The organism is Candidatus Poriferisodalis sp. (assembly GCF_965214215.1).
Lineage (GTDB): Bacteria > Actinomycetota > Acidimicrobiia > Acidimicrobiales > Poriferisodalaceae > Poriferisodalis.
In genome coordinates this window covers 2,667,402-2,680,779 of sequence record NZ_CBDCBD010000003.1, presented here as the reverse complement: position 1 = coordinate 2,680,779, position 13,378 = coordinate 2,667,402, and the positions used below count along the sequence as shown (strand labels likewise).

11 protein-coding genes are annotated in these 13,378 nt (G+C 66.5%); 4 read left to right on the top strand and 7 right to left on the bottom strand.

The annotated features are described in order from the left end of the window. Nucleotides 1-40 precede the first annotated feature (40 nt). The gene (locus tag ACOOF5_RS14325; RefSeq protein WP_420440286.1) at nt 41-1,288 is read left to right on the top strand and encodes an McrC family protein; all 1,248 of its coding nucleotides are present in this window, start codon (nt 41-43) and stop codon (nt 1,286-1,288) included. Here ACOOF5_RS14325 and ACOOF5_RS14320 read toward each other — a convergent pair. The 5 genes from ACOOF5_RS14320 to ACOOF5_RS14300 all read right to left on the bottom strand — a co-directional run bounded on the left by ACOOF5_RS14320 (nt 1,277) and on the right by ACOOF5_RS14300 (nt 6,824). Further along, nucleotides 1,277-1,687, bottom strand: a complete 411-nt coding sequence (locus ACOOF5_RS14320; RefSeq protein WP_420440284.1) for a type II toxin-antitoxin system VapC family toxin — start codon at nt 1,685-1,687, stop codon at nt 1,277-1,279. The two genes, ACOOF5_RS14325 and ACOOF5_RS14320, sit on opposite strands and share 12 nt — an antisense overlap. Then, the gene (locus ACOOF5_RS14315) at nt 1,677-1,967 is read right to left on the bottom strand and encodes a type II toxin-antitoxin system Phd/YefM family antitoxin (protein ID WP_420440282.1); all 291 of its coding nucleotides are present in this window, start codon (nt 1,965-1,967) and stop codon (nt 1,677-1,679) included. The genes ACOOF5_RS14320 and ACOOF5_RS14315 overlap by 11 nt, the downstream gene beginning before the upstream one ends. Before the next feature lie 82 nt (nt 1,968-2,049). Next, nucleotides 2,050-2,862, bottom strand: coding sequence for a YihY/virulence factor BrkB family protein (locus tag ACOOF5_RS14310; protein WP_420441005.1), 813 nt, complete (start codon nt 2,860-2,862; stop codon nt 2,050-2,052). Between the two features lie 206 nt (nt 2,863-3,068). Beyond that, a complete protein-coding gene (locus ACOOF5_RS14305; RefSeq protein ID WP_420440280.1) occupies nt 3,069-4,571 on the bottom strand; it encodes a class I adenylate-forming enzyme family protein in 1,503 nt (500 codons plus the stop codon). Between the two features lie 12 nt (nt 4,572-4,583). After that, the gene (locus ACOOF5_RS14300; protein WP_420440278.1) at nt 4,584-6,824 is read right to left on the bottom strand and encodes a molybdopterin-containing oxidoreductase family protein; all 2,241 of its coding nucleotides are present in this window, start codon (nt 6,822-6,824) and stop codon (nt 4,584-4,586) included. 108 nt (nt 6,825-6,932) lie between these two features. Between ACOOF5_RS14300 and ACOOF5_RS14295 the strand changes: the two genes are divergently transcribed. Continuing rightward, nucleotides 6,933-8,330 carry an MFS transporter gene (locus ACOOF5_RS14295; RefSeq protein WP_420440276.1) on the top strand — a complete coding sequence of 466 codons (1,398 nt, stop codon included), beginning with the start codon at nt 6,933-6,935 and terminating at the stop codon, nt 8,328-8,330. Nucleotides 8,331-8,390: 60 nt separating this feature from the next. On the opposite strand, the gene ACOOF5_RS14290 is transcribed toward ACOOF5_RS14295, so the two are convergent. Both ACOOF5_RS14290 and ACOOF5_RS14285 read right to left on the bottom strand, forming a co-directional pair. Next, nucleotides 8,391-9,335, bottom strand: coding sequence for a calcium/sodium antiporter (locus ACOOF5_RS14290; protein WP_420440274.1), 945 nt, complete (start codon nt 9,333-9,335; stop codon nt 8,391-8,393). A gap of 36 nt (nt 9,336-9,371) precedes the next feature. After that, a complete protein-coding gene (locus ACOOF5_RS14285; RefSeq protein WP_420441003.1) occupies nt 9,372-11,162 on the bottom strand; it encodes an IlvD/Edd family dehydratase in 1,791 nt (596 codons plus the stop codon). 167 nt (nt 11,163-11,329) lie between these two features. On the opposite strand from ACOOF5_RS14285, the gene ACOOF5_RS14280 reads away from it, so the two are divergent. Further along, nucleotides 11,330-12,322 (top strand): thiamine pyrophosphate-dependent dehydrogenase E1 component subunit alpha, encoded by a 993-nt coding sequence (locus ACOOF5_RS14280; RefSeq protein ID WP_420440272.1) that lies wholly within the window; start codon nt 11,330-11,332, stop codon nt 12,320-12,322. Further along, nucleotides 12,319-13,320 (top strand): alpha-ketoacid dehydrogenase subunit beta, encoded by a 1,002-nt coding sequence (locus ACOOF5_RS14275; protein WP_420440270.1) that lies wholly within the window; start codon nt 12,319-12,321, stop codon nt 13,318-13,320. Before ACOOF5_RS14280 ends, ACOOF5_RS14275 begins: the two co-directional genes overlap by 4 nt. The last annotated feature ends 58 nt before the right edge of the window (nt 13,321-13,378 follow it).

The window sequence follows — 13,378 nt, the reverse complement described above, 5'->3', positions numbered from 1 at the left end:
CGGTGAGAGAGCGGCAGAAGCTGGCGACAGCGAGTGCGTCGTGCTTCACGAGTGGAGCACGGAGCGGTTGCGGCTCGACGATGAGATGGCTCGCTGTCTTGGGGAGACACCGTGGGTGTCGGTGGCGACTGACCCGGAGCTTGGTTGGTGGAAGGTATCGACGCGCCAGTGGGTGGGCGCCTTCACGCTGGGCGATCTGCGCATCCTCGTGCGGCCGAAGATCAAGCCCGAGAACCTGTTCTTCCTGCTGGAAGTGGGGCTTCCGCCTGAGGCATGGCAGGCCGAAGCCATCGACTACGCAACCAATAACGAACTGCTGCCGGCGTTGGTGTCGTTCTTCGCGCGCACCGCAGAGACAACGCTGGCACGTGGGCTGTTCCACCACTACCGGCATGAGGAGGGTGACCTGCTTGCGCTGCGGGGCCGCATTGATTTCGTGCGGCAGTTTCGGCGTGGCGGAGTGCTGGTGCCGATGGCGTGCTCATGGGACGACTTCACCGCCGACGTCGACGAGAACCGCTGCCTGACCGCGGCAGTCCGGATGGCACTGCGTGTGCCCGACGTACCCCACGACGACCGGCGCCGACTTCGACGGCTGCTGGCCGCACTCGACGGCGTGGCCGAACCGACATCGTCGGCGGCGCTGCAGCGCCTTGATCGCATCCAGTACAACCGGCTCAACGAGCACTACCGTCCGGCGCTGCGGCTGGCACGGCTGATCATGGCTAACTGCACCTTGCAGGATCAACACGGCGACACCGCCGCGTCGGCATTCATGGTGGACATGAATCAGCTCTTCGAGCGGTTCGTCACTTCCCGACTGCAGCGCGAACTGCATGGACGGCTCGAGGTCGCAGCTCAATTGCGGCCGCATCTCGACATCGAGGAGCGAATACAGATCAGACCAGACCTCACCTTGCGGAGCCAAGGCGAAGCCGTCGGGGTCGCCGACCTCAAGTACAAGCTCACCGACGGCGACGCGAACGCAGAGGTCGCCGCCGCACCTCTCGCACGCCACGGCGACTACTACCAACTCCTGGCCTACACCACGGCCCTAGGCCTGAGCGAAGGCACCCTCATCTACTGCGCCGATGTCAACCGCGACCAAGCTGCCGAGCAGCAGATCGCCAATGGTTCGCTGGCCAAGTCCGACATCACCGTTCGGCATACGGGAACGAGGCTCCACGCTGTCGCTATCGACCTGTCCGGCAGCCCCAGGCACATCGATGCCCAGATCGCCGCCCTCGCCGAGCACCTCGCAGAAACGACGGCTACGTCAGTCGGTTGAAGATGCGCCTGGCGCGGCGGTGGTGATGCCGAGGGCATCGGCTGCTGCAATCTGGCGAGCGTCGTAGCTGACGAGACCAGCGAGGTCCTCACCGATCTCCAGTGCGCAGGCGAGGTAGATGGCATCCAGGGTCCGCAAATTGGTGCCTGGAAGCCTTCCTGCCGCATCGAGCATCGACGAAGCGATCTCGACCAAGTGGGTCTCGGCGAGCCGCTCTTCGCAGAGATGACGAACATGGGCATCCTCGCTCGCTACGGCTCGCCGAGCCTCGGTGCGTACTAGTGCACTCGAAACGCAGCGTCGCTCGCGTACCCAGGCGTGCAACTCGTTCGATTCTGCTTCGACCTTGATCAGCTTGACGAACGCCGAACCGTCGAGGACCCAGATGTCACCGTTCATCTCGACGCAAGTCCGCGAGTCGCTCACTCAGCGTCGGCACGCCCGGCCGTGCGGCCGGCAACGGTGGGTGCTTGTCCAAGGACGCCGACAGGCCGATGACGTTTGACTCAACGATTCCACGCTCGACGAGTCGTTCCAATGGATCGTCATGGTCCGGCAACGGACCGAGCAGCGCGAGACGCTCGCCGAACCGCGTGATCTCGAACGACTCACCCTCTCCGGCCCGGCGAAGCAGCTCACCGGCATTGTGCAGCAATTGGCTGACGTTGATCCGCTCCATGAACGAAACAGTAGCCATCGAGGCGCGGACGTCGACCTGCGATTATCGAGACCTCAAGCCGGGCCCGCGAGTGCGCGCATGCTCATGGCCGGCGTGCGCCCGGTGCTGGCGGGCGGTGGCGGTCGAGGAGGCTGTTGAGTTCGGCGCCGGCGAGGAGGCCCATCGCCAGCAGGTAGAGCCACAAGAGCAGGCTGAGCGCGCCGCCGAGCAGGCCGAAGACGGCGTTGACGCCGCTCGAGGCGAGCTGTAAGTACGCACCGAAGCCGCCTGAGACGGCCAGCCACCACACCGTTGCCAGCAGTGCGCCTGGCACCTCGCGTCGCCACCTGAGCTTGTGGAGCGGGGCGATTCGGTACACCGTCGCCGCCCAGGCGACCACTGCCACGAAGACGACTGGCCAGCGCAGCCAGTCCCACGCCGTGCTGAATGAGCTGCCCGCGCCCAACCGGTCTGCCAGCTCGGAGCCGCCGCCGAACAGCGGGCCGACCACCAGCATCGTGGCTACCACGACCGCAATCACCAACGTCAGGAATGTCAGGGCGATGCCGACAACTCGGGTCGACAGCCAACTGCGAGCGCCGTGGTGGCCACGAGTCACGTTCAGCGCACGCACCACCGCAATGAAGCCGCGCGACGACGCATACGCGGCCACCGCCACACCGACGGTGATGACCCGTGCGTCGGAACGGTCGAACAGATCGGCCACGGTGGCGTCGAGCGTGTTCTGGTCACCGAACGTGTTGCTGATCTGTTGAAGCAGCCAAGCCTCGGTATCGGTGGCTGCACCCCGGCCGATAAGGACATCCAGCGAGCCCAGCGCCGCGGCGAAAACGATGACCGCTGGGAACAGGCCCAGGAGGGCAAAGAAGGCAATCTCGGCTGACAGCCCACCGATTCGCTTGGCCGCCCAATCGTGGCGGGTCTCGTTGACGATGTTGAGCGCACTGCGAGTCAGCGAACGGGGCGGTGCAGAGTCTTCGGCTGTGCCCTCAGCCGTGCGGGGCGGTGCGGTATCTTCGGCTGCACCCTCAGCCGTGCGGTATCGCGCTTCGTCGCCGGCCGCAGCTTCGATCGCATCGTCCGCAGCGCCATGCTCGTCGTTCAGGGGGAGTCGGCTTTCACTAACTCTGCGGCCCGGGCGACCAGGCCGTTGCGATCAATCTTTGCCGTCGAGGCCAGTGGGATTTCTTCGACAAACCAGACATGTCGGGGATGTGCGTAGGCGGGCCCGTTGGCCAGCGCGTACTGCTTGACCTCGTCGACCGTCAGCGTGCGGCCGGGTTCGACACGCACAAAGGCTGCCGGGAGTTGTCCTTTCAGCTCGTCGGGCACCGGGACGACCACGGCTTGGTGCACCGCGGGGTGCTTCTCGAGCATCTGCTCGACGGCGTCGGGGTAGATGTTCTCGCCGGCGCACACGAACATGTCGTCGACGCGGCCCACGAAGTAGTAGAAGCCGTCGGCGTCGCGGGTCATCAGGTCGCCCGTGTGGTACCAGCCGTCGGTCAGCCGTTCGGACGTGACCTCGGGCAGGTTGTGGTAGCCGGTCATGACGCCGGGCGAGCGCACCCACAACTCGCCGGCGTCGCCGTCCTCACCGGTGTTGGGGTCAACCAGTCGCAACTCAACCTTGGGGTGCTGGTGGCCGACGGAAATCTTGGGCCGAGGCTTGCCCTCGGGATGGGGGCCGAACTCGAGCACGGCCTCGGTGGTGCCGTAGCCGTTGGAGACGACTGCCCTCGGGAGCAGCCGCTGCACTTCGTCGAACAGGGCTTCGGTCAGCGGGGCCGAGCCGATGAATGCGCGCTGCACCGAGGACAAGTCGGGCATTTCCTGGCCGGCGGCGACCCGGGAGGCAATCTCGGCGGTAACGAGGGCGAACATCGTCGGCACGCCTGAGCACATCGTGACGTTGTGATCTGCGATGGCGTCGATGTATTCCGAGGCAGTGAAGCCCGGCAAGAGAACCACAGTGCCTCCGTTTGCGAACGCCAGCTTGGAGGACATGGAAGCGTTCTTGTGGTACAGCGGGGCAGAGACGAGCATTACCTCGCCAGGCATGGCAGCGCCGTACTCGAGCACCGTGAAGGTGACGTTGCGATGGGTCAGCAGGACGCCCTTGGGCCGGCCCGTCGAGCCCGAGGTGTAGATCTGCACGGCGATGTCGTCGTCGTGGACATCGGCTGCGGTGCTCAACGGCTGATGGGCTGTCAAGGCATTCCATTCGGGGGTGCCGATGAGGATGTGCGCCATGCCCGGGGGCACCAGCGAGGCGTGGTCCACATCGGAGATGACCAGTTGAACATCGGCGTCGTCGAGGATGTAGGCCTGGGTCTCGGCGGGAAGCCGAGTGTTGAGCGGCACGAACACCAACCCAGCTGCTGGGGCACCGAACATCACGTCGTAGTACTGGCCACAGTTGGCAGCGAGCAGCCCGACCCTGGTGAACGGCGCCAGCCCCCGGGCCGCCAGGCCCGCCCCGCAGCGGAGTGCTCGATCCCTGAGATCGCCGGCCGTGACGTGCTCAGGCGGTGAAGCCGACCGGTCGATGAGCACGACGGCATCATCGTGTGGCGCACGTTCAAGCAATTCGGCGACGTTCATCGCCATCGCAGGCTACGACGGCGAGCCGCTGGCTGTTTGTGACGGCTCGGATGCGGCTTCGGCTTCGGCGAGTGTGTCGGCAGCGATGGTGCCGTTGGGTGCGAGCTTGACTTCGACGAGCGTGTCGAAGAAGGCCGCAGTGCCGACGTTGGGATCGGGTCCGCCGCGGGCGGCGTTGGTGAGCACGTTGACGGTTCGCCCGGCCGCATCGCCGGCCCACCAGCCGAACGGCACTGTGACGAGCCCCTCTTGCAAACAGTCGGTGATAGTGGCTTCGACGAACAGCTCGCCCCGGTCGTTGAACACACGAACACGGTCGCCTTCGGCGATGCCGCGAGCTTCCGCGTCGCCGGGGCTGATCTCCAAGCGTGGTCGCGGCGGGTTCGGCAAGTGATGGGCAAATCCGCCGTAGAAGCTGTTGAGGAATCTCTGGTGCTGCTTCGGGCTCATGAGCGACAGGGGAAAGCGCCGAGCCAGCGCAGCATCACCGCCGGGCGACTCAGTGGCCGGCTGGTAGCGAAGCGCGCCTAGCTGCAGCGGACCCAGTTGAAGGAACGGTGCTGCGGCGCCGAGCGTTGCGTCGGGTGAAACGTCGCCGACCTCGCCGATGTCGCCGGACACGCCAGTCTGGTCTGCGTTGCGGGAAGCGCCGTGCTCGCCCGCCGGCGCATCGGGTTTCTGCTGGGTCGACAGCGGCACCTCACGCGAATTCAGCGCAGACCACCCTTCGGGCACGGCCAGTCGTGCCCAGCCCTCGCGCTCGAGCCGTTCGTAGGTGATGCCTTCCAGCCAGGGGTGGCCGCTTGCGAGCAGGTCTCGTGCCACCTGTTCGTCGCTGTCGGCGAGGCCGGGGCCATCGAGCTCCAGTGAGCAGGCGAGCCGGCGAAAGATCTCGCTGTTCGCCAGGCACTCGCCGACGGGGTCAATCGCGGGCAGGTTCAGCGACACATACAGGTGACCCCATGCATTCATCAGGTCGAGATGTTCGATCGCAGTGGTGGCCGGCAGCACGATGTCTGCGTAACGGGCAGTGTCGGTCATGAACTGCTCGATCACCACGGTGAACAAGTCGTCGCGTTCGAGACCGGCGATCACCCGGTTCTGATCAGGCGCGACGACCGCCGGATTGCAGCCGTAATTCACCAGCACGGTCACAGGCGGGTCCAAGCTGACGTCGGCAAGCACCTCCCCGAGCGCCGATGCGTTCACGACACGCTGCGGACCCGAAGGCGGGGCGAGATCGGCCAGCGCCGTGTCGAAGAACACCTGCGTCGACCGCATGTAGCCGACACCCGCCACTGCCGCCAACGCAGCCACAGCCCGGTGGATGTCACGGCCGTGCTCGCGGTGCTCCATGCCGATGAGTGCGCGCAGCACGGCAGGCTGCTCGTGCGCGATGCGGTGCGCCAGGCGCGTGATGTCCGTCGCAGCGAGACCGGTGACAGCGGCTGCTTCGTCGAGGCCCAACGCGCGAGCTTCGCTGCGCAGCTCCGGCCAGTCGTCGGTGCTGGCACCCAGGCGAGCCTCGTCAATGAGCTCATCGCGGTCGAGCACCCCGATGAGCCCGAGCACCAGAGCCACGTCGGTACCCGGACGCGGTTGGACATGCCAATCGGCTCGCTGGGCTGTCATCGTGCCGACGGGATCCACCACGATGACCATCGCCCCGTTGCTGCGCGCTGTCTCGATGAACGGCCACATGTGGCGATTGGTGAGCAGTGTGTTGGTGCCCCACAGCACGATGGTGCAGGCGTTGGTGATCTCTACGGGATCGGCACCGAGCGGCAGCCCCAGCACATCGGCAGCGCCGTGCCATGCGGTGACGCCGCAGAAGTGCCGGTTTAGCCTCGTGGCCCCCAGCACGGCGAAGAAGCGGTCGGCGAGCACGCCCCGCTGCACGAGCCCCTGGGTGCCATCCGACGAGTAGGGCAGCACCGTTTCGCCGCCGTGGCGCGCCACAGCGCTGCCGATCCGGTCGGCAATTTCGGCGATCGCGACATCCCAGTCGATCGGCGAGAATCTGCCCGCGCCCTTGGGACCGGTTCGCCGCAGCGGCCGCAGCAGCCGGTCGGGGTGATACACCCGCTCAAGGAACGGGTTCACCTTCGGGCACAACTGGCCGTCGGTGAACGGATGGGCCGGATCACCGCGCAGGTGCACCGCGACGCCGTCGCGGACCGTGACCTCCCAAGCGCACGTATCGGGACAGTCGTGGTGGCACGCCCCTCGGACCACGGTCTCGGCGACGCTCACGACGAGGTGCCTCGAAGCGGCAGTAAGTACATCACCCCTAGCATGGCGTATCGGTACCCGCTCGCCCGCATCCGATTGCGAGCAGAGCGCGAACGAGGCCCTCGCCCTATGTCCCAGACGACGACTACGGCGGCACCCGTCGTCGCCCCGGACCTTGGCGAGCCGACGCTCCTGTTCAGCGGACCGTTCCTGGTCCTGAACATCAGCGCGTTCTTCTCAGCGGTGTCGTTCTCGGCCCTCTTGCCGATGATCTCGCGGCTCGTCACCGAGCAAACCGGCGGAGGGGACCTCGCAGTCGGCTTCGCGATCAGCGTCTTCGCAGTCACGGCGATCGCCGCCCGCCCGACGATCGGAAGCCTCGGCGACCGCAAGGGCCGCCGGTTTCTTGTAGTGACGGGCTGTTTCCTCACTGCGCTGATCACCTTCGGCCACATCTGGGCCAACACATACGCCGCGATCCTGGCGATGCGTCTGCTGATCGGGGCGTTTCAAGGCGCATTCTTCGTCGGCAGCGCGGCAATGGTGAGCGACTTGGCGCCTGAGCACCGTCGAGGCGAGGCGCTGAACTGGTTCTCGGTCTCGATTTACCTCGGCATGGCATTGGGTCCGTGGATGGGAGAGGCAACGAAGGACTGGGGCGACTCGTCGCTCTCCTTTGACGGCTTCGACACAGCCTTCATCGCTGCGGGCGTGCTGATGATGGCCGCAGCCGTCGTGGGCCTCTGGCTTCCTCGCGATATGCCCGGAGCGCTCGCCGGATCTGTCCCCAGCGGCAGCGGTGCCGCTGCGAACGGTATCCCTCAAGCTCGTCTCGGGCATCTGCAGAACCGACTCGCCCAGGCGGCGCGCCCGCTGGTATTCGAACTCGTCGATGGGCGGAACGGCGGCAGCTCGCAACCTGCGGGTGATGCAGTCGAGGCACCCCCTGACTCGCGCAATGTCGGGCGGATCTTCTACAAACCAGCGCTGTGGCCGGGGATCATCCTCGCCATGGGGATCATCATCTTTCCGGCGCTGCAGGGCTTCCTTCCCAAGCTCGCGATCGAGCGCGACCTCGGTGACATCGGGCCGGTGTTCGCTGTCTACGGGTTGCTCGTGCTGGTGCTGCGGGTTCTCGGACGGAAACTGCCCGACACCATGGGCACCAAGCGCACCGCGACCATTGCTCTCATCGGGGCGTCAGCCGGTATGGCTGTCATGGGCACATTCGTGACACCGCTTGGCTTGTACGTGGGGGTGGTGATCATGGCGCTCGGCGGATCGCTGCTGTACCCGTCGTTGATGCTGGCGGCGGTGGACGGCGTGCCGCCCAACGAGCGCGCTCGCGCCGTGAGCACCTTCACGATGTTCTTCGAATTGTCGGCGGGCATCGGCGGCCCAATCCTCGGGATTACCGCAGCGGTTGTCGGCGCGACGGTCGGGGCGTTCTACGCGTCGGCAGCGCTCTCGGCGCTCGGCATCGTGCTGCTGTGGATCTGGCAGCGTGGCCTAGCCGCCAACCCTTAGCAGGCTCGGCTACGCCATCGATCCGCCTTGCGAAATGCGGTCCAGGGTGCTGAGGCTGTGTCAGCTCGTGCCGAGCAGGATCATCGTGGCGACATAGAGCCCCAACAGGGCAACGCCGTCGATGCGCCCGGCGCGCTTGCCGACGAGGGCGCCGAAGTAGGCCAGCAGGACCACGGCCATCATCGCCCCGATGCCTAGGCCGGTGAGCGACGGCGAATCGATAGCGCCGGCGCCCACCAAGCCCATCGCCCCGCCCACGGCGAGGCTGTTGAACACGTTGGAGCCGAACAGGTTGCCCACGATCAGCTCGGTATGGCCTTTGCGGGCAGCTGCGATGACGGTGGCCAGTTCGGGGAGCGAGGTGCCCAAGGCCACCACCGAAAAGCCGATGAACCCGCCGCTGAGGCCCCACTGCTCAGCGAGGCTGGTGGCCCCTTCCACGGCCAGCTGGGCGCCCACGAGGACGCCGAGAAGGCCCAAGAGCGCTCTGGTGAGGTTGCCCAGCAGCCGGCCGGCGTCCTGGGCGAGGCCGTCGGGTCCCGCATCGGTCGTCGGGTCGCCGTGTGACGTGCGAACGAGCCAGATCAGCGTGAGAGCCATCAGCACAGCGAGCAGCCCGCCTTCGAGCCGGCTGAGGTCACCGTCAATCACCAACAAGGCGAAGATGGCAGCGGTTGCCACCGACCACGGAACATCGCGCCGCAGCGCGGTGCGCGAGAACGGGATCGGCACTAGCAGCGCGGCCACGCCGAGGCCCAGGCTGAGATTGGCGACGTTCGAGCCGACGATGTTGCCTACGCCGATATCGGGGTTGCCGTCGATGGCCGCCAGCGATGACACGACCATTTCGGGGGCGGATGTCCCGAAGCCCAGGACCACTGCGCCGATCACAGCGGGCCGCATGCGCAGTGCTGTTGCCAGGCGCGACGCGCCCGCAACGAAGTGATCCCCGGCCACTACCAGCAGGACCAGTCCCGCCAGCAGTGCCAGTAACGCCCAGATCATCGCTGAGCAGTTCTCATCGAACGTTGCCGGGTGCTGCTAATGGTTGTGCCGCGGGGTGCCATGGGTGCGAGCGGTGTCGCGATACTTGACCGCCGGACGCAGCACCATGCCCTCGTCGAACTGCGAAACGATCGACCGCTGAATCTCCTGCCACGGAGTATGCGACGGCGGCACGGGGTAGCCGCCGGCCGCGTCGAGATCGGCACGGCGCTGGGCCAGCTCGTCGTCGTCCACCAGCATGTCAGCGCTGCCGCGCCGCAGGTCGATCCGCACACGGTCGCCGGTGCGCAGCAATGCCAGGCCGCCTCCGACAGCGGCTTCGGGCGCAGCGTTCAGGATCGACGGGGAACCCGACGTACCCGACTGGCGGCCGTCACCGATGCAGGGCAGCGAATGGACGCCGCGTACCAGCAACGCCGCGGGCGGCTGCATGTTGACCACCTCGGCACCGCCGGGATAACCGACGGGACCGGTGCCCCGAACGAACAGCAGGCAGTACTCGTCGATGTCGAGATCGGGATTGTCGATGTTCGCCCGATAGTCCTCCGGCCCGTCGAAGACGATTGCTCGTCCCTCGAACGCATCGGGATGGTCGGGGTCTGACAGGTAGCGCTCACGGAACTCGTCGGAGATGACGCTGGTCTTCATGATGGCGCTGTCGAAGAGATTGCCCGACAGGTTGATAAAGCCGGCGTCGGCCAGCAGCGGCTCGTCTGCAGCTCGGATCACATCGGCGTCTTTGACTTTCGCGTCGGCGCAGTTCTCGCCGATGCTGCGGCCGTTGGCGGTCAGCGCATCGGGGTGCGGCAGCAACCCGGCGCGCATCAGCTCGCCCACCACCGCGGGCACGCCGCCGGCGTGGTGGTAGTCCTCACCGAGGTACTCGCCAGCGGGCATCAGGTTCACCAGCAATGGCACGGCGAAGCCATGCTTTTGCCAGTCGTCGTTGTCGAGCGGCACCCCGAGATGCGCCGCAATCGCGTTCAGATGGATCGGGGCGTTAGTGGAGCCGCCGATCGCAGAGTTGACCACGATCGCGTTCTCGAAGGCCTCTCGCGTCATGACATCGGACGGGCGAAGGTCCTCGCGCACCATCTCCACAATGCGCAGACCCGTGCGATACGCCATCTGCGCCCGTTCCCGGTACGGCGCGGGAATGGCGGCAGAACCGGGAAGCTGCATGCCCAGGGTCTCGGCCAGCGAGTTCATCGTGGTTGCCGTGCCCATGGTGGAGCAGTAGCCCACCGACGGGGCGGAGGACGCCACCAGGTCGATGAAGCCGGTGTCGTCGATCTCCCCGGCTGCATACAGCTCGCGGGCCTTCCACACCACCGTGCCTGACCCCGTCCGTCGCCCCTCGTGCCAGCCGTTCAGCATCGGGCCAACCGATAGAGCGATCGCCGGCAAGTTCACCGTCGCAGCGGCCATCAGACACGCTGGAGTGGTCTTGTCGCAGCCGATCGTGAGCACCACACCGTCGAGCGGATACCCCTGCAGCACTTCGACCATGCCCAGATAAGCCAGGTTGCGGTCGAGCGAAGCTGTGGGCCGCTTGCCGGTCTCTTGAATTGGGTGCACGCCGAACTCGAACGCAATGCCGCCGGCCTCACGGATGCCCTCGCGCACCCGCTTGGCCAGCTCGAGATGGTGCCGGTTGCAAGGCGACAGGTCTGAACCGGTCTGGGCGATGCCGATGATGGGCTTGCCCGACTGCAGCTCCTCACGCGTCAAACCGAAGTTGGCGTATCGCTCCAAGTAGAGCGCCGACATGAGCGGGTCGCCCTCGATATCGAACCAGGCCGCCGAGCGCAGGCCGCCTCGGCCGATGCCTGGATCGGGCCCGTCAGTGGGATGGATCGAACGGGGGTCAGTCGCATGTATTTCGGGTTCAGGCGCCACCGGGCCACACTACGCGCCGCCTGTGACAGCGATGAAGCGCAGAATGCCCAGAACTAGGGTGAACTGCGCTGGAATCGTGCCACTAGGGGGTTCGCATGGATCCGAGTCCGCAAGTACTGCTGGATCTGCACCGGCGCATGGTGCGCATCCGCCACTTCGAGGAAGCCGCCGGCAAGCTCGCCGAGCAGAACCGGTTGCCCGGGTTCCTGCACCTGTACGTGGGGGAGGAGGCCGTGGCCGCGGGGGTCTGCGCCAATCTCGACGACGACGACCAGATCAGCTCCACCCACCGAGGCCACGGGCACCTCGTGGCCAAAGGCGGTGACTACGGCGGGATGATGGCCGAGCTGATGGGCAAGGCCACCGGCTACTGCGGGGGCAAGGGCGGCTCCATGCACATCTGCGACCTCGACCTCGGCATGCTCGGCGCCAACGGCATCGTGGGCGGCGGCGTGCCGATCGCGGTGGGTGCGGGGTTCGCGAACAAGTACCGGGGAAGCGATCGGGTCTCGGTGGTGTTCTTCGGCGACGGTGCCTCCAACATCGGCGCGTTCCACGAAGCCGCGAACATGGCGGCTGCGCTGTCGCTGCCGGTTCTGTTCGTCTGCGAGAACAACGAGTACGGCGAGTTCACGCCGCGTGATCGCACAATGGCCATCACCGACGTGGTCGACCGTGCCGCCGGTTACGGCATGCCCGGCGCAATCGTCGACGGCATGGACGCGGTGGCGGTGTGGGAAGCGGCCAACGAGGCCGTGGGCCGGGCCCGCCGGGGCGAAGGCCCCTCGTTCATCGAGGCCAAGACCTACCGCTTCTACAACCACCACGGCGTGCAGACGCTGGGCATGAAGTACCGCAGCGACGACGAGCTCGAGCAGTGGAAACAGCGAGACCCGATCGAGCTGTTCGAGGATCGGCTCGCCGCAGCCGGCGTGCTCGACGCCAGCGGCGCCCAGGCAGTACACGCCGCAGCCGAGGCCGACATCGAGGCGGCTATCGCGTTCGCCGAAGAGAGCCCGCAGCCCGATCCCGACAGCCTGCTCGTCGACGTCTACACCCAGCCCGCATTCTCAGGAGTCTCGTCATGAGCCAGACAACCGACCCCAACGGGCGCAGCATCGCCTACGGCGCGGCCTTCGCCGAGGGGCTGGCGCAGATGATGGACGACGACCCCGACGTCTTCGTGGCCGGCGAGGATGTCGGCCGGGCCGGGGGAGTGTTCGGCTCGTTCCGGGGGCTGAACGACCGCTTCGGCGACTTGCGAGTAGTCGACACGCCCATCAGCGAGCAGGCCATTGTGGGCCTCGGCACCGGGGCCGCGGTGAGCGGTCTGCGCCCGGTGGTCGACCTCATGTTCATGGACTTCATTCTCGTCGCCATGGACCAGATCGTGAACCAGGCGGCGAAGCTGAAGTACATGTTCGGCGGCAAGGCCACGCTGCCCATGACGATCACCACCAGCGCCGGTGCCGGGCTGTCCGCGGCGGCCCAGCACAGCCAGAGCCTCGAGGCGATGCTGTGCCACATTCCCGGCCTGAAGGTGGTGATGCCGTCGAACCCCTATGACGCCAAGGGCCTGCTCATCTCGTGTATCCGCGACGACAACCCCACTGTGTTCATCAAGCACAAGCGGCTGCTGGGTCTCCAAGGCGACGTTCCCGAAGATATGTACGAGGTGCCGCTGGGATCGGCGAGCACCGTGCGATCCGGCGACGACATCACCGTGGTGACCTACGGCCGGATGGTGCATGAGGCGACGTCGGCCGCGGCCGCGTTATCCGCCGAAGGCATCGAGTGCGAGGTGATCGACCTGCGCACCCTGCAGCCCCTCGATATCGACACGGTGATCGCCTCGGCCCGCCGGACGAGCCGCGTCGCAGTGGTGCACGAAGCTGTCCGGTTCGGTGGCTTGGGCGGCGAGATTGCATCGCAGATCGCTGAGGAAGCCTTCGACTACCTCGATGCACCGATCGAACGCGTCGGCGCGCCGTTCAGCCCGGTGCCGTTCAGCCCGGTGCTCGAGAAGGAATGGGTGCCCAACGCCGAAATGATCGGCGAGCGAATCCGAGCCCTCGCCGCAGCGTGAGGCGGGCACCCGTCGGCCGGGCGGTCTCGCCGGCCGAACGGCTTGCTGAGTGGCTGTC

Excerpts from the sequence above, each read along its gene's own strand:
- ACOOF5_RS14320 (WP_420440284.1), bottom strand. The coding sequence starts at position 1,687 with ATGAACGGTGACATCTGGGTCCTCGACGGTTCGGCGTTCGTCAAGCTG.
- ACOOF5_RS14315 (WP_420440282.1), bottom strand. The coding sequence starts at position 1,967 with ATGGAGCGGATCAACGTCAGCCAATTGCTGCACAATGCCGGTGAGCTG.
- ACOOF5_RS14305 (WP_420440280.1), bottom strand. The coding sequence starts at position 4,571 with ATGAACGTCGCCGAATTGCTTGAACGTGCGCCACACGATGATGCCGTC.
- ACOOF5_RS14295 (WP_420440276.1), top strand. The coding sequence starts at position 6,933 with ATGTCCCAGACGACGACTACGGCGGCACCCGTCGTCGCCCCGGACCTT.
- ACOOF5_RS14290 (WP_420440274.1), bottom strand. The coding sequence starts at position 9,335 with ATGATCTGGGCGTTACTGGCACTGCTGGCGGGACTGGTCCTGCTGGTA.
- ACOOF5_RS14280 (WP_420440272.1), top strand. The coding sequence starts at position 11,330 with ATGGATCCGAGTCCGCAAGTACTGCTGGATCTGCACCGGCGCATGGTG.
- ACOOF5_RS14275 (WP_420440270.1), top strand. The coding sequence starts at position 12,319 with ATGAGCCAGACAACCGACCCCAACGGGCGCAGCATCGCCTACGGCGCG.